We start from the raw sequence: 21521 nt of genomic DNA on the forward strand, positions 1-21521 counted from the left end.
TAAAAAAATATAGTTTCTATTTCCCGATGAGCTTTTCTAATGCCTCGATATGTTTTTTAAAAGCTTGTTTTCCTTTTCTAGAGGCGGTATAACTTGTATTTGGTTTTCGTCCAATAAAGGTTTTGTTTACAATAATATATTCTTCTTTTTCAAGAGCTTTTGTATGACTTGCTAGATTCCCATCAGTGGCACCTAAGAGTTCTTTGAGTTCTTTAAAGTCGGCACTTTCGTTTACCATAAGTACACTCATAATCCCAAGACGTATCCTATGATCAAAAGCTTTATTTATGTTGGTTATTATTGACATTGTTATTGTGCTTGCGCGAAAGCATATAAAGAATTAATTGCTATCAAAAGTACATGATGTTTTAAGTTTATAAATATTATTTATGTGTTGTTTTTTAATCTGTTGATTTATATTTAATTCTTACTTTTCTATTGTTATTTTCAAATTGTTTTTCAGTTTTAAAAATCCGAACTTTTTTTGGATACGTAAATTCTACTGTTGCATTATCGATCCAATTTACTATCAGTAAACTATCTTTTGATTTTTTTATTCCTTCAATTTTGTCGGCAACAAATATATTTCCCACTTCAGCATTATTTAATTCAAAGTTAGGTCCATGAATAGATGCTTGAATTGAATTGTTAACAGTTGCGTTTCCGAGTTTTTCAAAAATTACAACTTTCATATTTGATTTTGGATTATAATATTCCTTAATCATTATATTTTCTGAATCACCCCAAAATTGACAACTAAAAATTGGAAATATAATAAAAACCCAAATTATTTTTTTTGTTTTTAGAAGTTGGATATAATATGTTTTATATAAATAATTCATTCCTATTCAATATTATACCACTATAAATAATATGCAATACTCCTTATAATTTTGTGACGGAAAGTTTTTCAGAAAACGTTTATAAAAAATACGTTTTCTATAAAACAACCACCCAGTTACTTCTTTTTTAAATCATATTTTATATACATAATCGTACCGTAAATAATATGCAATACCCCAAAACCTAATGCCCAGAAGTAGATGCCGTATCCTATGTATTGAGTGCTAATTAATCCTATAATCACATTGGCAAGCCCTAGATATTTAATATCGCCTAAAGTAAATTTACTAGCATTAATAAGCGCTAATCCATAAAAAATCAATGTACAAGGAGCAACGAGACCAATAAGTCCATATTGTAATAACACAAGACAGAATGCACCTCCAGTGAGTAATGGTATGATAAAATTAATCAATAGTCTTCGAGAAGACGGATCCCATATTTTTTCTTCGTGCTTTTTTGCTTTACGTATGGTTAAGATGATTCCTGTGCTTACTGCTGCAAACAAAACAATAAGGCCTACCCATAGTAATTTGGCTCCAGAACCCTGAGTTAGATATGCTTTAATCAATCCTACAACCGAGGCATACCTAGCACCACCAGAGGTAAGTTGCTCGGTTGTAAGAATGTTATGTGCTATAAAAGCGCCAATTAAGGCATATATCCCTGCCAGTACCCCAGAAAATCCACTTAAAGACATAAACCGAGATGACTTGCTCATCATCGACTTAATACTGACAATATCTTCTAAATATTTATTTGACTCCATATAAAAGTACTTTGAAATTCAAAGTTAATATTTATTTTGAGATTTGCAAGAAGAAAAAGAGTTTATTCAAAATAAAAAATACTAACAGTTTCCTTTTTAAACTATTAGTAATAAATTAGTTTTATATTTTATAATTTACTATGATCAAAAAAGTATTTCTTTCTATTTGTTTACTATGTACATTTTCTATAATTGTTGCTCAAGATTCAATTCCAGAATTAGTGCCAACAGAAGTACTTTTAAAAAAGAATAATCGGCACACATTTTCTATTTCACCAGACGGTAAGTTTTTTGCCCAAGTTATCGAAGATGACTTTACAAGTGACATTATTATTGTTGATATAGATGAATATAAATTGCATAAAGAAATACCAATGGGATCTACAAGTATAGATAACATTATATGGTTAACGTCAAAGAGGATTATGTATGAATCATCTGGAGAAATATTAGCGATGGATACTGATGGAAATAACTCTATCAAACTTGTAAATAGACTCGCTGATAAGTTGACTAAAGATTCGTATAAACAATATAAAAACTATAGATATAATACGGTGGCTAGTTTATTGCCTGGAGAGGAGAATGAAATTTTAATAGAGACTTATGATTACAATCTTCATGCTTCTCTTAAAAAAGTAAATATTTTTACTGGAGAAAAGATTACTGTACTTGAAGGAAAAAAGCATAAAGCAAATAAATGGATTGTAGACAGCTATGGTAATCCTCGATTTGCACTTAAGTATGAGGATAAAGAGATTACTCAATTTGAATACAATTCAGAGCAAAATGAATTATCTCCATTTGTAGTATACATGGATGGTACTGAATTTAGTTTGACAATAGACGGGGAATCTTATTTAGATCAATCTGTACTTTTTGAGGGCTTTGGGTATGATCCAAATATTGTTTATTTAACATCAAATCATAAAAGCGACAAGCGCAGATTGATATCTTATAATCTTAAAAACAAGAGTGTTGAGGAGGTCTTAGTTGAAGACGCTATTTGTGATGTTAAGGACCCTCATGGAATAGATGTAAAATTCATATTTGATTATCCAAAGGGAGAACTCGCAGGTATAAAATATGAAGGACTTACTCCTCAATATAAATGGTTTTCATCTTTATATGGTGAAGTTTACACAAAATTGAATACAGATTATAATGGGTATATTAATGATATTATAGATGTAGATTCAAAAAACAATCGTTTTTTAATACATCAATGGAGCGATAATAATGCAGGCAATATCGGAATATATGATGCAAGTGATGGAAGCTATGCTGTTATGTTTCATTTTAATGATGAGCTTAATAAATATAAATTATCAAAAACAAAAAGTATTGTAATTAACGCACGTGATGATGAGAAAATAGCATGTTACCTTAATCTGCCTTTACAGAAGGAAGCTAGTGAAAAACTCATTCCGTTAGTAGTTATACCACATGGTGGTCCTTGGTCCAGGGATTATTGGGAATTTGATGATTTTTCTCAATATTTTGCCAGTAGAGGATATGCTACTCTAAGAGTAAATTTTCGAGGCTCTACAGGTTTTGGGAAATCACATTTACTTGCAGGTATAAGCAGTATAGATGATATTATGATTAATGATATTGCAGATTCAACAAAAGCAATAATTGAAAAATATGGAATTGATCCACAAAATGTTTTCCTTTTTGGTCATAGTTATGGAGGGTATGCTACTTATATGAGTTTGCTTAAGTACCCAGATATTTTTGCGGCTGGAGTTGCAGTCTCTGCGCCTACTGATATTAAAAACTGGATGAAGGTTCAAAAAAAAGAGAAAAATTATTTTTCATATGAATTTTGGAATAAAGCATTAGGGTATAATAAAGGCAAGTATTTAGAGAAGATTAGTCCAATTAATTATACGAAAGATTTTGAAAAACCTATCCTGATTTTTCATGGAAAATACGATAAAATAATTCCTGTAGAACAAGCTCGTAAAATGGCTAAACTTTTAAAAGAGAATAAAAAAAATGTGAAGCTAGAAGTTATGCGATTTGAAGGACATACCATTCGTGATACAAATGGTTTAGGGTATATCTTAGATACATCAAATAAATTTTTTGAAAAACATTAATGAGATATACTTAATCTTGTTTTTAGCACCCTCAATTATTCACAATTTCCAAATTGTGAATCAACTTCACACTATTTTCTGAATCTTTTCTAAAAAGGAAAGAGTAGCTTTTTCCTTGATAAAATCGAGGGTATTTTTGATTGTGTTTTCGTTTGAAAACCAAAAGTTCGATAGCAAATACACCGTGCTCTGTTTCGGAAACAAAGAAGACATGTTTTGATCTTCTTTTGATACGTAATTCTTTAAAAGAAGGAATTTCAATAGAAGCATATAACTCTCCTAAATAGTTTGCAAAATCACGATCTGGAAATTCTAAAGTTGAGTCGTCTAACCAAAATGCATAGGCTTGATTTCCAAAACTTGTTGTCTGAATAGATGTGGTGTATTTTTCGACACCAAGCTTCTTAAACGTAGGGCTATTTTCAATAATCTGTAATGCTTCTTTATATATAGAAGTACTTTCTTGAGCGGTAATCAAACTCGAAAATGATACTAAAAATAGGAGGGTAACTAAAATCTTTTTCATCTTTATAAATATATGAATACTCCTGAATAAGTTACAACACCTTTCCTTTAATCTTTTTCCAAACACGTGATAAGATAAATCCAGAAATAATACACGTAGCCAGTAATGCAAATGCTTTTGTTGTTTCTCCATAGATAAAATATCCCATAGTAAACATCGCACTATAAATAAAGACACACCCTATAAGCATCGCTAGTATTCCAGAAGGAACGCTCCAAGCTTCAGTAGTTTGTATTAATTCCTCTTGGTCTTCGTGAGCATCATCCAAGACCTTTTTCCATCCAGGACCTCCAGGTTGTGTTTTCTTATAAAAACGATACAACACTTCTTTTGATTCTGGTTGTGTTATGAAAGTAACAATTCCCCATATTAGAGTAGATGAGAATACGACGAAAGGAAATTTCGCGTAAGCGGGGAAAACCCCACCATCACCAAAAAGTGTTTCTCCCAAAGGTGTAAAAGCAATAAGTAACGAGATCACTCCAGAAGCAATCATCGCACTTATTTCTGTCCAAGCATTGATACGCCACCAAAACCAGCGGAGTATAAAGATCAGTCCTGTACCAGCTCCAAACATAAGAATGATATCAAAAAGTTGCAATGCATTGGTAAGTGCAAGTGCGATGATTGCACTTATGACCATTAGAATTACAGTAGTAACACGACCTACAGCAACGAGTTCTTTTTCAGAAGCTTCTGGTTTAATTTGTTGTGCATACACATCATTTACTACATAAGAAGCACCCCAATTGAGATGTGTACTAATGGTACTCATATAGGCTGCAGACAATGATGCTAGAACAAGACCTAGAAGTCCGCTAGGAAGCATCGTAAGCATCGCCGAATAGGCAAGATCATGTCCTAATTTATCTTCAGAGACATTTGGAAACGCTTCTTGTATACTAGCAAGATCTGGGAAAACAACCAGAGATGCAAGTGCGACAAGAATCCATGGCCATGGTCGTATAGCATAATGCATAATATTATAAAAGAACGTAGCTCCTATAGCATGGTTTTCATCTTTTGCAGCAAGCATACGTTGTGCTACATAACCCCCACCACCAGGTTCAGATCCAGGATACCAGCTACTCCACCATTGTACTGCAAGTGGAATAATGAGTAGTGTAATTAAAGTACTTGTGTCATCAAAATCGGGTAATATATTTAGTTTATCTTTTACATTCTCGTGAGATATTAAGGCATCAAGTCCTCCTATTTCAGGCATTCCTACGATATAATATGCAGCTCCAAAAGCACCTGCCATAGCTACAAAAAATAAAATAAAATCAGTATATACAACGCCTTTAAACCCTCCAATGGCACTAAAAACAACAGTAATTAATCCTGCAATAACTACGGTCGTAAAAGGATCTAACCCTAACATGACTTCCCCTATCTTGATTGCAGCAAGCGTCACACCAGCCATTGCTAGTACATTAAAAATAATACCTAGATAAACAGCTCTAAATACTCGTAAAAATTTTCCGGGCTTTCCTCCATAACGTAATTCATAGAACTCAATATCTGTATTTACTTCAGACTTACGCCAGAGCTTTGCATATACAAAAACAGTAAGTAAACCAGTAACTAGGAATGCCCACCAAACCCAATTTCCAGAAACACCATTGGTACGTACAATATCTGTCACAAGATTAGGAGTATCGGTAGAGAAGGTAGTAGCAACCATAGAAAGTCCTAATAACCACCAAGGCATACTACGACCTGATAAAAAATACTGAGCGGTGTCTTTCCCTGAGGTTCTACCTACATATACTCCTACAGAAAGGATGATAGCAAATAGTGCAATAATAATAACGAGATCTAAGGTTGATAAGTCAATCATAAGTATAGTGGTTGTTTATCCCAGTCCAATGTTGGAACCTGCGTAGAAAGATAATCATTCATGATAAAAATATCATTTTTTCCTGTTAAATCAGGCACATGTTCTGCAAATGGAATAGCTTGCATAGCCTCTGGATAATCTTTTATCATAGCAAGAATAGCTGTTGGAAGTTCTTTCTCATTGCGATCAGGGTGAATAGGACAGATCACTAAATATGGATAAAAGGAAGCTCCTTCAAACTTAAAAATATTCATACTCACTCTAAACGTACCATCATCATTTTTATAATGCTCAACCTCAGAAGCGGCAGGTTTTTCAATAATAGCTTGTAAATAATGATCTGCAGTTACTTTTGTTAAGGCAAATCGAGCGATACGCTCCATAGGGTATTCAAGTGCAGCACGATCATAATTTAAAAATGCATGCGGATTTTTATTTTCGCGCAAAGCAAAAAAAGCAGCACTACTATATAAATTATCTGAATTGCAAACCAAAAAAGTGTCTGTTTTTAATTCGGGATATTGCTCCATCGCTTGTAATAAAGCATCGGCAGTGCCAAGAGGTTTTATACGGTCTTCTGGAATATATTGAACTGCATATGAAATACGTATTCCATGAAAATCATTGATTGTTTGACTCCCATAATATTCTTTAAATAATGCTCCTTCGGGATGAATTACAATAATAACACGTGTAATTCCTGCTTGTTTTGCTGTATATAACACATAATCTAGCATAGGCCTATCATTGAGTAATATCAATGCTTTGCTTCGTGTATTTGCTTGTACAACCATGTCATCAGAGAGGTCAGATGCAATTGATTTTTTCATGCGGGATGAAGCGCCTCCAGCAAGTATGATTAATGTATGTGTCATAGTATATGAACTCCTTTACTAAGTTGTACTGCGTACGCATCTACAGCGCCTGCTTGTTGTATAGCTTGAATAACAGCTTGTTGCTTTTCAAGAGGAGCAAGTGCACAAATGCATCCGCCTCCACCAGACCCTACAATTTTTGCTCCATAGGCACCAGCCTGTAATGCAGCATCGATCATAGCATCTATTCTAGGAACTGTAATCTGTAGTGTGTCTTTTAAAATAGTGTGATGCGCATTTAATAGACGTCCTATGTTTTTATAATCTATTTCTTTTTCGCTTAAAGCGAAAAGTGCCTCTTGCGTGATCATATGATTATGAATAGTCGCATAGAAAAATGGATCTAAATGAGCAGGTAATAATGTCTTGTACAGATTATAATCCGAAACTGTTGCTGTATGAACAGAAAATGTAGGTACTTCTTTTCTAATAATTGCTAGTGCTTCTAGCGCTTGACCTTTTAAATCTCCTAAAACACCTATCGTATTTTTAGAAACGCCAGAAGCACCTATAATAAGGCCTTCTAATGTGGTTTCAATCTTTTTATGATAGGAACGTTCGTCTGTTTCTAAATAAATAATATCACCTATAGCACTGGTATATTGATCCATTTTCCCTCCAGGAGAGTTTTGAGCAACAACCTCAGCTTCATAAGCTAATCTTCCTATAAATTCGGGAGTAGTTTCTTGATTGCATCCAAAGGTAGATAGTAACCATTGTACCCATGCAACAACCATAGCAGACGAGCTGGATAACCCAGCATTGATGGGGATATCTCCTTGTATAGTAATATCATACCCTTTATTGGGATGACAGCCATATTGTGCTACAACATATAAGGTGGTGGGAAGATGTGCTCCTTTTATGGGACTGAGATCGCTTTCGCGAAAGCGTATACTAGATGATTCTCCGAGGTCAGGTAGATGTATCTTAAAAGAATCTGTATCATTTGGGATTCCTTGTACAGTAATATACCTATTGATCGCACAAGCGATAATCGGAAGTTCTAAATAATCTTGATGATCTCCAAAAAGACAAATACGTCCTGGGGCTTTTGATGTCATATATACTACTAGTAAGTGTCTTTTATCCAGTTATAAGGAGTGCGACTTACCCAAAGACCTCGCGTAAAATCAGGAAAATCCTGAGGCTCTCCATTGTTTGCAATAGAAGCTTCAGAAAGAGGAGTGATAGCACTCCAAGCAGCAGCATCATAGGCATCAAGTGGCGGTGCTATATTTTGTTTTGCAGATTCTATAAAAGCATTAAGAACAAAAAAATCCATCCCTCCATGGCCAGATCCTGTAGCATATTCCCCATATTTCTTCCATAAAGGGTGATCATATTTTTCTAACCAAGGAGCAGCATCATCCCAACGATGTGGCTCACTCTTGTCTTCAATATAAATTCTATTACCATCTACTTCCCATAGTCCTTCACTTCCTTGAACTCTAAAACCAAGAGAGTAGGGACGAGGAGAGTTACAATCATGAGTTACAATAATGGTTTCTCCTTGTGCGGTATTAATCGTAGAAGTGATGATATCACCTTGTTTCCAGTTGAGTCCTGCATTTGGATGATCGGCACCTCCGTTTTTTACAATGTATTTATTGAGGCCTACAGCTTTGGTTGCATGAGAGGTCATGGATACAAAACGATTTCCTCTATTGATATTACACATCGCAGCAATAGGTCCTACACCATGTGTAGGATATACATCGCCATTACGTAATAAAGAATGTTGCGTACGCCATTTTGATTCTGAGATTCCTTTTTCTCCAAACTCAACACCTTTTCCATAGGGCGTTTTACCATCATTTAATTTAACAAAGCGTAAATCATGTTGATATCCACATCTAAAATGTAATAATTCCCCAAAGAGATTTTGCTTCACCATATTAAGAACAGCAAGAATATCTCGTCTATAGTTTACATTTTCTAGGATCATTACATGCGATCCAGTCGCTTCATGGGTATTTACAAGATCCCAACACTCCTCTAAGGTATTTGCAGCAGAGACTTCGACACCTGTATATTTGCCAGCTTTCATAGCATCTATAGCCATACGGGTGTGCCATAACCAAGGGGTAGAGATAATCACTGCATCTACGTCGTCTCTTTCTAAAAGGTTTTTGTAGTCATAGTCATCTTTTCCAAAAAAGATAGGCGTAGGAAATTTTGCCTTTGCTATATGTTCTTTGGCAATAGTTATTCGACTAGGGTCTATGTCACATATTGCGGTAATAACAACATCTTTGCGTTGTAATAAATTGTTTAGGTGGTTTGTGCCTCTTAAGCCAACACCAATAAGGGCTACTTGTAGTTTTTCTTTAGAGGTATCTGTCGCTCCAAATGCTAGATTAGGTAATAATGCAACTCCAGTGCCAACTAGCGCTGTTTTTTTCATGAAATCACGTCGAGAACTCATAGGATTTATATTTTGATGTTTCTCAAAAATAGGTATTTTTAAGTTGAATCTTTAGAATAGACATTCTTTTGATGTACCTATTTTAATACTTGCATTTAATTATAATTGCTTTCTACTTTAAAGTCAATAATAGCTTCTTGTTTATTGTAGATAGTAAGCGTAATAGGATATCTCTCGGTTACTTTGATTTTTGCTGTAAATCCACCTTTTGGATGTTGTTTAATTCTTACTTTACGAGGCTCCTTATTTGCTTGTGTCGTATAGTATAATGTCCTGTCTTTAGGGACTTCTTCAAAATGAAGATATATGTACTTGGTGTTTTTTGATAATAGAATTGTACCATTTTGAGCGTCAGATAATACAGCACCTGAAGAAAAATAACTACTATAAAATAAGGGCTTTTTAAAAAAATCTTCTTTTGTTATGGGAGATTCTATAAGTTGCCAAATTGGATTTTGGGGATAGTGATGTTTTACAAAGATTTCTGGAGCTACTTTATAATAACTCTCATTAAACTGAAACTGCCATTTTCTACGATATTCTATTTCCTGTCCTGCTCCCCAAGTAACATCTATAAGATGCCATTGATCATTGAGATATACGGCGTTCCATGCATGATTTTTAAAACCAGGGCTTGTTCCTATAAGTTTTGAATCCGTTTTTGTATACCCATTTATAATAACCGATGGAATTCCTAATTCCTCACAGAGCACATGAAATAAAGTAGCATATCCTTCACATAATCCTTTTTTTGTCTGGAGTGTTTTATTGATAAGCGCTGTTTGCGCTTCTCGTATTTTGCGGACACGTTCTTCTTCAGAATAATAATAAATACGATTTGGTGATCGCAAACTATAGTAATCTATAAGATCGTAAGCAATATTTGTAGCAATCCATGTATAGATAGCTCTTGTCTGTGTTTCTTTTGTAGAAAAATCATGTTGAATTCTATCCGAAAGACTTTTGATTGTATGAATGCTTTTAGGATAGGTACGCACCTTTTCTTCTATAGATGTTGGTGTTTGCGCTTTCGCGAAAGCATAAAAAAGAACCATGAAACAAAAGCAATACTGTTTTATCAATTTAAAGTACATTTACTCAAATGTATCAAAAATAAAACGCTATACCATTGAATCCAGCAGAAGATTATATATTATCAAAACCAGAACCTTGGCGTACCATGCTTATAGAAATACAGGCTATAATAAAGCACACAATTCCTGAGGTAGACGAGCAGTTTAAATGGCATTTACCATTTTATAGTGTGCACGGGAAAATGTGTTGTTTTTTAAATTTTAGAAAAACGTTTGTCGATGTAGGGTTTACTTCTGGCATATATATTGATATTCATAAAGACCACCTTGTAGGAGGAGAAAAACGTAAAAATTTAAGATCACTTCGGTATTACAATCCAGAAGATATAGATATTACAATTTTACAAGATGTATTAAGAAGTGCAGCGACATTAAATATGAAATTTAGATAACAATACTACGTTAACCCTGTATAGAAGCTAGGTTTATTGTTATTTTTGTTGTTTTAAAAGTTTATTTGTGTTATTATAAGCATAATCAACTTGCTAATCAATTATTAAGATATGTATCTTATCTAGCAAGCAGGGAACCTTTGGGGGAAGGTTCCCTTTTTTTATGGTCTATTGTGAGTAATTGGTGTCTACTTCTCTGTTAAAGAGAGTTTACGGTTTTGCGTATTGCAACAAGGTTTGTTAATAGTTTTTCTAGATATGCAATATCTAGCATGTTTGCACCGTCACTTTTTGCATTTGCCGGATCAAAATGAGTTTCTATAAAAAGCCCATCTACATGATTTACAATACCTGCACGAGCAATTGTTTCTATCATATCTGGACGACCTCCAGTCACACCACTTGATTGATTAGGTTGTTGTAATGAGTGAGTCACATCAAGCACAGTAGGAGCATATTGCCTCATCGTTGGGATTCCTCTAAAATCTACAATCATATCTTGATACCCAAACATGGTTCCGCGATCTGTAATTAGAACTTGCTCATTTCCGGTATCGGTTACTTTTTTTGCAGCATGTTGCATGCTCTCAGGAGACATAAATTGCCCCTTCTTTAAGTTGACTACTTTACCAGTCTTAGCCGCTGCCACAACAAGAGCTGTCTGACGTACAAGAAAAGCGGGTATTTGTAGTACATCTACATACTGAGCTGCTAGCGCCGCATCAGATGCTTCGTGTATGTCTGTAACTGTTGGGACATCAAATCGTTCAGAAACTTTTGCAAGAATCTCTAATGCTTTTTCATCACCTATTCCTGTAAAGCTATCTACACGACTGCGATTTGCTTTTCTAAAACTTCCTTTAAATATATAAGGGATTTCTAGCTTAGTTGTGATTTCTAATACTTTTTCTGCAATACGCATGGCCATATCTTCGCCTTCGATAGCGCAAGGACCTGCGAGAAGAAAAAAATTATCTCCGTCTGTAAATTTAAGTTTAGGAATTTTAGATAATTGCATAATGTCTTTGTGTTAAGTACGCTTTCGCGAAAGCGTACTACTCATAAAAATATGTGCAAAGATAAAGCTAAAAACAAGAAAGCGTATGTACTATTTTTGAGAATACATTTTGAGGTAAAAAGAGTATCTTTTACCTCAATTTTAGTATAATATTCGTCTTATGTCAAACGAGAAACAAGATTTTTTTGAAGTCAATCGGGATACGTGGAATCAAAAAGTAGCCATTCACGCAGCAAGTGAATTTTATAATATGGATGCTTTTCTCTCTGGAGAAAGCTCTTTAAATCAATACGAACTTCAAGCTTTAGGAGATGTGAAAGGGAAGTCGTTATTACACTTGCAATGTCATTTTGGACAAGACACGTTGAGTTTTGCTAGAATGGGTGCAATGTGTACGGGGGTAGATTTAAGCGATGAAGCAATTGCACTGGCACAAAAACTAGCAAACGATCTCAAACTAGATGCTCAGTTTGTATGTTGTAATGTTTTAGAAACATCTAGTCATATAAGTGATGTATTTGATATAGTGATAACAAGCTATGGTACTATAGGATGGTTGCCCGATTTAAAACCTTGGGGAAAAATGATCTCAGAGCGCTTGGCTTCTGGAGGTGTTTTTTATATAGTAGATTTTCATCCCTTAGTATGGATGTTTGATTATACTTCTGGAAAAGCCGAGTTAAAATATGGATATCATCAACAAGAAGCTATCTATGAAGAATACGAAGGCACATATGCAGATGTAAACTCAAAGATGGTAAGTAAAGAATATGGGTGGAATCATGGCCTTGGAGATGTTGTTTCTGCACTTACAGAAGCGGGTCTTGTTGTAGAGTTTCTTAGAGAACATGATGAAAGCCCGTATGATGTTTTGCCAGATCTTATAAAAAACGAAAACGACCTTTATGTTACTAAAGATCGTTTATATCCGCTTCTTTTTGAGCTTAAAGTTAGAAAACCTTAAGTTGTTTAATGCGCATTCTTTTTAAGTAATTGAGGGAATTTTTTCTGAAAACGACGTAACCTTGGGATAGAGACATTTTGGATGTATCTACTGCCTGGATTAAGCCTTTCATAGTCTTGATGATACCCTTCTCCTTTCCAGAATTTTTGAAAGGGTAGTATTTCTGCAGCAATTTTTCCCTCCCCATGGATTTTTTCTTGCTCTTTTACTTTCTGTAAAATAATTTCTTTCTCTTTATCATTTTGGTAAAAAATGATAGACCTATACTGTGATCCTCTGTCTGGACCTTGTCCATTTGCTTGTGTGACATTTTGTGATCCAAAATACACATCGACTAGTGTAGAAAATGATACTACTTGCGGGTCATAATATATCTCTACAGCTTCTGCATGTCCTGTACGACCTGTATTACTGGATTGATATGTTGGGTTTTCTGTATGACCACCACTATACCCAGAAATAGATTCTTTTACGCCTTCTACACTTTCGTAAACAGCTTCTACACACCAAAAGCAACCACTAGCAAAGTAAGCTTTTGAGAATCCATCTTGAGGTTGTGTTTGTACAGGATCTGGCAACACTGTGGGTTCGCTAGGTTTTGTAGGAGCGTTCTGGCAAGAAATAGCAAGAGCTAATCCTGCAATAATTATGGATAATTTCATGTTTGGTTTTGATTTCACTTTCCTAATTGGTCTTATAAAATAGAAGAATCTTACTTCGTACTATATTAATGCTATGTTAAGATGAAGATGGTCTCTCCAAGATACAATCTTTATTATTTCTATTATAGAACATCGTATGTAATTCTAAAAAGAAGATTGTTCTATGATATATACATCTCAAAACCATACATTTTGCGAACATGATTTTTGAATCCTTTATAAGGTTGCAAACCCAACAGAATGTTAAACCAACATGATATTGGTATTATTTTTGTAATTTTGCCAATAATCTATGAAAACAATACTTCATAAAATAACAGCAATTACAATGGCATGTGTAGTGATATTTACTACGATGTCATTTACAGTAGATATGCATTATTGTGGAGATATACTTGTAGATGTAGCTCTTTTTAAAGATGCAAAAGATTGTGGTATGGGAATGGCAATGGCACAATCTTCTTCAGATATGAAAGAGATGAGTTGTTGTCATAATGAGCAAATTGTGATTAAAGGTCAAGATGAACTCAAGCATTCTTTACAAAAAATTAGTCTAGAGCAACAACAATTCTTAGTTGCTTTTTACGATAGTTATATTCATCTATTTGAAATATCGGCACCTCAAGCCATACCCTTTGATGGATATCCACCACCAGATATAGTCTCTGACTTAACGATTCTTCACGAGCAGTTCCTAATTTGATTTATGATGCATTACGCTAGCAGTATTGTATAATCATAAATTAATAACATCATGAAATATATTTTTTTGGTTGTTGTTTTATTTGCTTTCGCGAAAGCAAATGCACAAGGACCCCCAATTACAGCAGATAAGCCTATTATGTTAGGAGGCGGTAGTTTTACTGCCAAAACATTAACAGAAATTAGAGATACAGAGAGAGGGACCTCGGTATATGTGCCTATTATGCTTCATTATTTACCGACATCCAACTCACTATTTGCAGTCCATATACCGTATATAAACTACGATTTTAACGATGGGACATCTGGAAGTGCCCTTGCCGATATTAAAGTACTAGGGAAGTATCAATTTTATCGTAAAGACGCTACAGGAAAGACCTTTAGAGTGATAGCAAAAACCTTTCAAAGTATCCCTACAGGAGATAAGGTAGACTTACTAGGTCAGAGCACTGGTTTTTATGAAGGCTATTATGGTATTGTTTCTGGATATGAAACTTTAAAATATGGAATCTCTACAGAGCTAGGTTATAATTGGTCTCCAGAAGCAACAGTCGATGAATTTAGAGGGAAATTTGGCGTAGGGCTCCCATTACTCAAACCACAATACCCTAACAAGCAAGTGAACTTGTATTTTGAATATACGAGTTCGTTATTTACAGATAGAGATTGGTATCAATTATTGTATGCACAAGGCATACAATATGCAGGAAAGAACATCACTTTTGACCTCGCAGTACAATTACCACTTATCCAAAATCTACCCGAAACAAGAGAGTTAAATTACAGTGTATTTCTAGGAACTAGATACACGTTTTAAAAATAAATAATATGAAAAATATCCTATTAATAGTACTTACCGTCTTTATGGTAGTACCTGCTTTACAAGCACAAAAGAGTTATGATCAATTTGAAGTACAAGTAGATGGTTTAGGCTGTCCTTTTTGTGCCTATGGTCTTGAGAAAAAGTTTAAAGAATTTAAAGGCATCAAAAAAGTAAAGATCGACATCGAGACTGGTGACTTTAGTTTTGCGTATCCTACAGAAAAGGCATTGACCATCGAATCTGTAGAAAAACAAGTAGTAAAGGCTGGATATACCCCAGTGACAGGACGTGTTGTTCGTTTTGATGGAACAGTAGAGGCTATGAAGACAGCTCCCAAAAAGGAAACCGCTGTAAAGGCCAAAAATCTAATAACAAAAACAGCTTTTGTTGCAGGTAATTGTGCCATGTGTGAAGCTCGTATTGTAAAAGCAACTACAGACCTTATGGGAGTAACTACGGCAAGCTGGAATAAAGACACAAAGATGCTAGAAGTGAGCTTTGATAAAAAAGCAACAACGCTTGATGCTATTGAAAAAGCAGTGGCAGATGCTGGACATGATACAAAAAATCATAAAGCACATTCAGATACGTATGATGGCCTTCCTGGTTGTTGCGCCTATGAACGTGTAGAATACTAAACTAGATCATATGAAATATATATATAGTGTAGTAGCATTACTTGTTTTTATAAGTTGTGCAGAAAAGCAAGAACAAAAAGAAGAGTTGCCAAAAAGCTGGCAACTCTCCAAAACCATAGACATTGATGGGATTAACCCTATAGGAATGACTATAACAGACGATGGACTTTGGCTCAGTGATGGAGATCATAATCGTCTGGTGTTAATAGATCGAGAAGGAAAAACCCAAAGAACGATAGACTCTTTAGAACGCCCTATGCATATTGCGAGTGAAGGGAAAACCCTTTTTGTGCCACAATACGGCAATGATGAAATTGCTGTAATAGGAGATCCTAGTATGCAAATATTACCACTTACAGATTCTTTGGATGCACCAGCTGGTATATCTTCTTATGGAAAAGAAAAAGCCATCGCCGATTTTTATAATCACCGTATCCTATATACTGAAGATGGAGAGTCGTATATCTCTTTTGGGAAAGAAGGTAAAGCCGAAGGTGATTTTTATTATCCTACTGATGTACAAATCACAAATGATAAAATCTGGGTAGCAGATGCCTATAATAATAGGATACAGGTATTTGACAAAAAAGGAAATTTCTTAAAAGTCATAGGTGCCGATCAAAAAATGAATGCCGCAACTGGAATCTTTGTGAGTGAAACCGAAGTGTTTATTACCGATTATGAGAATAATCGCGTCTTAGTTTTTGATCATGATGGAGTTTTACAACAAAAACTTACCAATGGGATTAACAATCCTACAGAAATGATATTAGATCAAGGACAGTTATATATTACCAATTTTAGAACGAGTAAACTTCTAGTATTTGATTGGGCGGTAACACCAGAAGAAGGGGAGCACGATCACGACCACGACCACGATTAATATGGAACGTACATTTACCATACAAGGAATGACCTGTAATGGTTGTAGAACTGGAGTAGAGCGAGATTTAAAAATAATTCCTGGAATCAAAAATGCTAGCGTTTCTCTAGAAAAAGAAGAAGCGGTAATTACGATGGATTCGGAGATTACTCTAGAAAAACTACAGGAGGGAATTAAACCTAAATTTACCATTATAGAGAAGTTGCAACAAAATGCATTTACGACAATGGTTCCGACATCTAAGTGGGTGCAATTGCGACCTTTGTTTCTCATTTTTGGGTACATTACTGTTGCAAGTATAGTAATGCACTATGATGCTTGGAATGGGAGAGAAGCTATGCTAGATTTTATGGGTTTATTTTATGTGGTATTTAGTTTCTTTAAATTCTTAGATCTACGTGGTTTTGTAGTAAGTTTTAGTATGTACGATCCGCTAGCAAAACGACTCTCTGTCTATGGCTGGATATATCCATGTATAGAACTTGGATTGGGTGTGATGTTCTTGCTACGTATTGAGATTCCTATTGCGTTGATAGCAACTTTATTAGTGCTAGGTATTACAACTGTTGGAGTGACAAGAAGTTTATTAAGTAAACAAGAAATACAATGTGCTTGTCTAGGAACGGCCTTAAAACTCCCTATGACAGAAGCTACTTTTATAGAAAATGCAATTATGATTGGGATGGCAGTTTTTATGATACTATCCTAGTAGACTTTTTGTAATAGCATGAATACTCCCAAAATAAATAGTATTTTGGGAGTATTCTTTTATAGATACACCAGATGACATATCTACTTCCTATACTTGTTTTGATAATCGTGCTTTTTTTGCTTTCGCGAAAGCGTAAAAAGTCTCAAGTAAAACCTTTCCCAAAACATTGGCATGAATTATTGCTTAAAAATGTTCAGTTTTATAAAAAACGAACAGAAGAGGAGCAGTTAGTTTTTCAAAAAAGGATGATGTTGTTCTTAAGTGAGATCTCCATTGAAGCCGTACAGTTTGAGTTAAAAGAGTTGGATACTGTTTTAGTAGCTGCGAGTGCTGTGATTCCTGTTTTTGGATTTAAAGAGTGGCATTATAATAATTTGAGTACTGTACTTATTTATCCAGATTATTTTGATGAGAATTTGTCATTTGACGCCGATGTTAAAGGACGTAAGATCGCAGGATTGGTAGGCACAGGTCGATTTAAGAACCAAATGATTCTATCACGTAAAGCACTGCATCACGGCTTTACAAATGCTACAGATAAAGGAAACACAGCAATTCATGAGTTTGTACACTTACTAGATAATACAGATGGTGCTACAGACGGAATTCCAGAACGATTATTAGAACATCAATATATAGCACCTTGGCTCGCCTTAATGCATAAAGAGATGGAAGCGATTAATAATGATACATCAGATATACGTAGTTATGGAGGCACAAGTCAAACAGAATTTTTTGCTGTAGCTTCAGAGTACTTTTTTGAACGTCCAGATATCTTTAAAAGGAAGCATCCAGAACTCTACAAAATGCTATCTACCTGCTTTTATACCCAAAAATAATCTTTACATTTTGCTGAAAAGACTGAATCACAAGATCTTATTTCTTGTTTTTAGTAAAGAAGCGTCATATTATTGTAAACTTGTTAGAGAAGGTTGAATTTACTTCCCTAATTGATATGAGGCGTTCCCTCAATGAGACTCGCTTTTTGAAAGCTAAATAGCTAGTTTTAAGCACGCTTAAGACATGTGAAAAACAACATATTGTGGTGGATATGTTAAATAATCGATGAGAAGATAAAATAATGAGATAAAAAACAGAAAGAAAGAGTAACAAATGATAGGGAAATACTACTAATCGTATAGTTTTGACCACTCAGTAAGGAAAAAAATGCAAAATGTAACAGGTGACTATATGAAGTTAATATTGATCGGTAATTACTAGATTACAAGGAAGTTTGGTTAATTTTAAGAAATAATTATAAATAAATATAAGAGTTTTAACATTTCTTTTTTTAAATTAATGTTTACCCGTAAAGAAAAAATTACGTTCTTTATGGTGTAATAAGAAGTAAGTGTACACTTACACTCTTCATAAAATATTACCACACGTTCTTGTGCTATCAAAAGGGGAAGTTTGAAACGATAGTACTTTCAATTTTTAATTAAATAATCTTGGTATTTTATAAAGTATCAAGAAATCACTGTCTCTACTACATAAATATGTATAGTGATAAGAAATAATAACTGTATAATATACGTTATATAACCAGTATAGTTAAGTCACTATATGGATACATTGGGCATTTTCTGTGGTGCGTTGATTCCCAGTGTTATCCTAGGGTGATTTAACTATAAAGGATGAATTCTTGTGTAAGGAAATTCTGAAAAGAACGACTAATCATAAAGGCAGAAAAAGAAAAATAATATCTGTAAGTTTAAGATAAGCATAGCACAATTTTAGTGACATCTTAACAATAGATTTACGATATTTATATTGAAAATAGGAAAGCACCACTTCATACTATTTTTCAAAACACATACACCACATATAATCAGGACTGACTCATAAGGGGAAATATGCTGTCATAGTCAGACCTATCAATTTTTTCAAACCCACCACACGCAACCCATTTTTTGGGTAATAGGACAGGTATGTCTTGTTTTAAAATAAATAATCACATCGAGTGATGTTTTAAAACTAGAATACATGTTTTGTAAAAGTAAAATAACAACACTATAGCTCTAGCTATAAGTGCTATGTTATATCACTATAAGGATGCCCTATGGACTTTTATGTGGGGTGTTTGGACGTAGGGTACTCCTTAAGTGATCTAACAATTATACATACATATGCTATCGCATAGGATTTGAAATATACATGTATAATGGGTATTTCAAAATAGATGCGATATCATCACAAAGGACAACCATCTAGGTCTGTAGTGTGGTGCTTTAACCCTAGATGTGTCCTGTGTGGTATTCTATTTTGTGGAGAGATTTTTAAAATTCTTTTTCATAGGGACAAATGGCGATACACTATTTTTATTTTCGAGTTGATTCTTTTTTTCTCAAATAGAAAATAATGAAGAACCTATTTTCAATCAGGATATATTCCTGCAGAAACATAATTATAAATTTGTTATGATCGTACTTTTAGACAATGGCCACGGAGGCCTTATAAACGGAACATACCAAACTCCAGGCAAACGAAAAGATTGGGGTGATGGTAATGTAATTTACGAAGGAGAGTTTAATCGAGCCATTGTAAACGGAATCATTCAAGATCTTACCTTATTAAAGATTCCATATGTAAATATTGCTCCAGAATATAGAGATGTAAGCTTACAAACAAGAGTGCGTCGAGCTAATAAATATGCACGTCAACATTGCTTTTACCTAAGTATACATTCTAATGCTGGAGGGGGTGTTGGGAGTGAGATCTTTACATCTCCAGGACATACAAAGAGTGATCGGATAGCTACTATTTTTGGACAAGAATACCAAAGGACATTTCCAGACAGAAAATTACGAACCGATTTTTCTGATGGCGATTTGGATAAAGAAGCACGATTTTATGTGCTTGAAAAAACAAAAATGCCTGCTATTCTTACTGAAAACTTTTTTATGGATAATAGAGAAGAATTTAATAAGATATTAATGACAGCATCTGGACGTTCTAATATTATTAAGTATCATGTAGATGCTATAAGGAGGGTGCGAAACTCTATGAGATGATACAAGAACGTCTTGCTTTTTATCCTCAGTACGCTTTCCTGCCTAACATCAGTCAGGCGCAAAAGCATACTGAGTCACATTTCTAAAAGAACCAACTTTATTCTTCTATCTCTTGTAAGATGTTTTCAGAACTTCTTAAAACACGCTTATAACATCGTGTGACAACCCAAACAAGGAGTCCAAAAAGAGCAAACATAAAGGGAATTGCAATACCTAATTTAGGATCTAATGTTTCAAATAAGTCTTCGCCATTTAATAGTTTGGCAGATACTGGAACAGTAAGTAGCATAAAGACAAAACTGAGTCCCACATTTAATTTTTGAAAATTGACAAAATTCTTTTTCCCTTCAGCATAGGTTTTCATCGTTTCTTTATAACTCATAGTGGTTACGTTTACACGTTTCATAGCCTGTATTGTCTTTAAAGATAGTACAGGAAGTATGGCAAGTATGAGTATACATAAGATACCAGATATTTGTAAGGGTAGTGTATCTAACTCTTTAAAATTAACAACTAGTGCAACTAGTGCTACATAGCATATTACGCCACCTATCTTTTCTGCAGTAAATATTTTATTCCATTGGGATGTATATCGTTGTTGTGTCATTTTTAATATAATTTCGTCTGTTAATTGTTTTTGTTTTTCTAGATCCTGGCTCATTTGTGACCAGGCTGCTTGCATTTCTTCAAGTTCCATAGTATTTATTTTTTAACCAGTTGTGTTCTTAATGTTTCTTTAATACGAGAGATACGTGTTGCTACTTTACTTCTAGAAAATCCAGTAATACTTGCGATCTCTTCATACTTTTTACCTTCTAATAATAATAGGATAATTCCTTTATTAACATCAGAGAGTTGTCGTATCTGAGCATACATTTGTGCAAGACGTTCTTCTAAAATAGGATCGTCAGGTTCGTATTTGAGATGGAGATGGTCTATTCCTACAGCAGTGCCTTTGCGTTTTTCTTTTTTTAAGAATGTAAATGCGGTGTTTAAGGCAACGCGATACATCCAAGTACTTGCTTTTGACTCTCCTCTAAAACCATCAAACCCTTTCCATAACTGAAAAACAATATCTTGATACAAATCCTTTTGATTTTCTCGAGAGTCACAATACACTCGCGAAATCTTAAAAATGATCCCTTCGTTTTCTTTTATGAGTTTTGTAAAAGCTTCTTCTTTGCGCATTAAAGATGGTATTTGTACTATTAGTAAGATACCTATTAAAAA

The 21521-nt window shown here is 34.4% G+C and carries 23 protein-coding genes; 10 read left to right on the forward strand and 13 right to left on the reverse strand.

What is annotated here, in order from left to right:
- Window positions 1-16: 16 nt before the first annotated feature.
- The 3 genes from ABJD27_RS22970 to ABJD27_RS22980 form a co-directional block, all read right to left on the reverse strand.
- Window positions 17-307, reverse strand: coding sequence for a transcriptional regulator (locus ABJD27_RS22970; RefSeq protein ID WP_348169088.1), 291 nt, complete (start codon window positions 305-307; stop codon window positions 17-19).
- A 94-nt stretch (window positions 308-401) separates the two neighbouring features.
- Complete coding sequence (locus tag ABJD27_RS22975) at window positions 402-842, reverse strand: hypothetical protein (RefSeq protein WP_348169085.1); 441 nt, start codon at window positions 840-842, stop codon at window positions 402-404.
- Window positions 843-958: 116 nt separating this feature from the next.
- On the reverse strand, window positions 959-1612 hold the full coding sequence (locus ABJD27_RS22980) for a hypothetical protein (protein ID WP_348169082.1): 654 nt from the start codon (window positions 1610-1612) through the stop codon (window positions 959-961).
- 140 nt (window positions 1613-1752) lie between these two features.
- Here ABJD27_RS22980 and ABJD27_RS22985 point away from each other — a divergent pair, with 140 nt between their 5' ends.
- Window positions 1753-3717, forward strand: coding sequence for an alpha/beta fold hydrolase (locus ABJD27_RS22985; protein WP_348169079.1), 1965 nt, complete (start codon window positions 1753-1755; stop codon window positions 3715-3717).
- Between the two features lie 31 nt (window positions 3718-3748).
- On the opposite strand, the gene ABJD27_RS22990 is transcribed toward ABJD27_RS22985, so the two are convergent.
- From ABJD27_RS22990 to ABJD27_RS23015, 6 genes are all read right to left on the reverse strand, one after another.
- Window positions 3749-4243, reverse strand: a complete 495-nt coding sequence (locus tag ABJD27_RS22990) for a hypothetical protein (protein ID WP_348169076.1) — start codon at window positions 4241-4243, stop codon at window positions 3749-3751.
- Window positions 4244-4274: 31 nt separating this feature from the next.
- Window positions 4275-6086, reverse strand: a complete 1812-nt coding sequence (locus ABJD27_RS22995) for a sodium:solute symporter family protein (RefSeq protein ID WP_348169073.1) — start codon at window positions 6084-6086, stop codon at window positions 4275-4277.
- On the reverse strand, window positions 6083-6961 hold the full coding sequence (locus ABJD27_RS23000) for a sugar phosphate nucleotidyltransferase (RefSeq protein WP_348169070.1): 879 nt from the start codon (window positions 6959-6961) through the stop codon (window positions 6083-6085). Before ABJD27_RS23000 ends, ABJD27_RS22995 begins: the two co-directional genes overlap by 4 nt.
- Window positions 6958-8025 carry a galactokinase family protein gene (locus tag ABJD27_RS23005; RefSeq protein WP_348169067.1) on the reverse strand — a complete coding sequence of 356 codons (1068 nt, stop codon included), beginning with the start codon at window positions 8023-8025 and terminating at the stop codon, window positions 6958-6960. Before ABJD27_RS23005 ends, ABJD27_RS23000 begins: the two co-directional genes overlap by 4 nt.
- A gap of 8 nt (window positions 8026-8033) precedes the next feature.
- Window positions 8034-9389, reverse strand: a complete 1356-nt coding sequence (locus ABJD27_RS23010; protein ID WP_348169064.1) for a Gfo/Idh/MocA family oxidoreductase — start codon at window positions 9387-9389, stop codon at window positions 8034-8036.
- A 95-nt stretch (window positions 9390-9484) separates the two neighbouring features.
- A complete protein-coding gene (locus ABJD27_RS23015; protein ID WP_348169061.1) occupies window positions 9485-10444 on the reverse strand; it encodes a transglutaminase domain-containing protein in 960 nt (319 codons plus the stop codon).
- A gap of 74 nt (window positions 10445-10518) precedes the next feature.
- Between ABJD27_RS23015 and ABJD27_RS23020 the strand changes: the two genes are divergently transcribed.
- Window positions 10519-10875, forward strand: coding sequence for a DUF1801 domain-containing protein (locus ABJD27_RS23020; protein ID WP_348169058.1), 357 nt, complete (start codon window positions 10519-10521; stop codon window positions 10873-10875).
- Window positions 10876-11074: 199 nt separating this feature from the next.
- On the opposite strand, the gene kdsA is transcribed toward ABJD27_RS23020, so the two are convergent.
- On the reverse strand, window positions 11075-11893 hold the full coding sequence (gene kdsA, locus ABJD27_RS23025; RefSeq protein ID WP_348169055.1) for a 3-deoxy-8-phosphooctulonate synthase: 819 nt from the start codon (window positions 11891-11893) through the stop codon (window positions 11075-11077).
- 160 nt (window positions 11894-12053) lie between these two features.
- Between kdsA and ABJD27_RS23030 the strand changes: the two genes are divergently transcribed.
- Entirely contained in the window at window positions 12054-12857 is an 804-nt protein-coding gene (locus ABJD27_RS23030) for a class I SAM-dependent methyltransferase (RefSeq protein ID WP_348169052.1), read from the forward strand.
- A 5-nt stretch (window positions 12858-12862) separates the two neighbouring features.
- Here the strand turns inward: ABJD27_RS23030 and msrA are convergent, their stop codons facing one another.
- A complete protein-coding gene (gene msrA / locus ABJD27_RS23035) occupies window positions 12863-13519 on the reverse strand; it encodes a peptide-methionine (S)-S-oxide reductase MsrA (RefSeq protein ID WP_348169049.1) in 657 nt (218 codons plus the stop codon).
- Between the two features lie 292 nt (window positions 13520-13811).
- On the opposite strand from msrA, the gene ABJD27_RS23040 reads away from it, so the two are divergent.
- The 7 genes from ABJD27_RS23040 (at window position 13812) to ABJD27_RS23070 (ending at window position 20291) form a co-directional block, all read left to right on the forward strand.
- The gene (locus ABJD27_RS23040) at window positions 13812-14222 is read left to right on the forward strand and encodes a hypothetical protein (protein ID WP_348169046.1); all 411 of its coding nucleotides are present in this window, start codon (window positions 13812-13814) and stop codon (window positions 14220-14222) included.
- 51 nt (window positions 14223-14273) lie between these two features.
- Window positions 14274-15038 (forward strand): hypothetical protein, encoded by a 765-nt coding sequence (locus tag ABJD27_RS23045; protein ID WP_348169043.1) that lies wholly within the window; start codon window positions 14274-14276, stop codon window positions 15036-15038.
- An 11-nt stretch (window positions 15039-15049) separates the two neighbouring features.
- Window positions 15050-15682: a heavy-metal-associated domain-containing protein gene (locus ABJD27_RS23050; RefSeq protein ID WP_348169040.1), complete on the forward strand. Its 633-nt coding sequence runs from the start codon at window positions 15050-15052 to the stop codon at window positions 15680-15682.
- A 10-nt stretch (window positions 15683-15692) separates the two neighbouring features.
- A complete protein-coding gene (locus ABJD27_RS23055; RefSeq protein WP_348169037.1) occupies window positions 15693-16565 on the forward strand; it encodes an NHL repeat-containing protein in 873 nt (290 codons plus the stop codon).
- 1 nt (window position 16566) lies between these two features.
- Window positions 16567-17274: a MauE/DoxX family redox-associated membrane protein gene (locus ABJD27_RS23060; protein ID WP_348169034.1), complete on the forward strand. Its 708-nt coding sequence runs from the start codon at window positions 16567-16569 to the stop codon at window positions 17272-17274.
- A gap of 74 nt (window positions 17275-17348) precedes the next feature.
- On the forward strand, window positions 17349-18116 hold the full coding sequence (locus tag ABJD27_RS23065) for a M90 family metallopeptidase (RefSeq protein WP_348169031.1): 768 nt from the start codon (window positions 17349-17351) through the stop codon (window positions 18114-18116).
- Window positions 18117-19697: 1581 nt separating this feature from the next.
- Window positions 19698-20291, forward strand: a complete 594-nt coding sequence (locus ABJD27_RS23070; RefSeq protein ID WP_348169028.1) for an N-acetylmuramoyl-L-alanine amidase — start codon at window positions 19698-19700, stop codon at window positions 20289-20291.
- Window positions 20292-20388: 97 nt separating this feature from the next.
- On the opposite strand, the gene ABJD27_RS23075 is transcribed toward ABJD27_RS23070, so the two are convergent.
- Window positions 20389-20988, reverse strand: a complete 600-nt coding sequence (locus tag ABJD27_RS23075) for a hypothetical protein (protein WP_348169025.1) — start codon at window positions 20986-20988, stop codon at window positions 20389-20391.
- A gap of 5 nt (window positions 20989-20993) precedes the next feature.
- Window positions 20994-21479, reverse strand: a complete 486-nt coding sequence (locus ABJD27_RS23080; RefSeq protein ID WP_348169022.1) for a sigma-70 family RNA polymerase sigma factor — start codon at window positions 21477-21479, stop codon at window positions 20994-20996.
- Window positions 21480-21521 lie beyond the last annotated feature (42 nt).

Source organism: Dokdonia sp. (genome assembly GCF_039945015.1).
Taxonomy (GTDB): Bacteria; Bacteroidota; Bacteroidia; order Flavobacteriales; family Flavobacteriaceae; genus Dokdonia.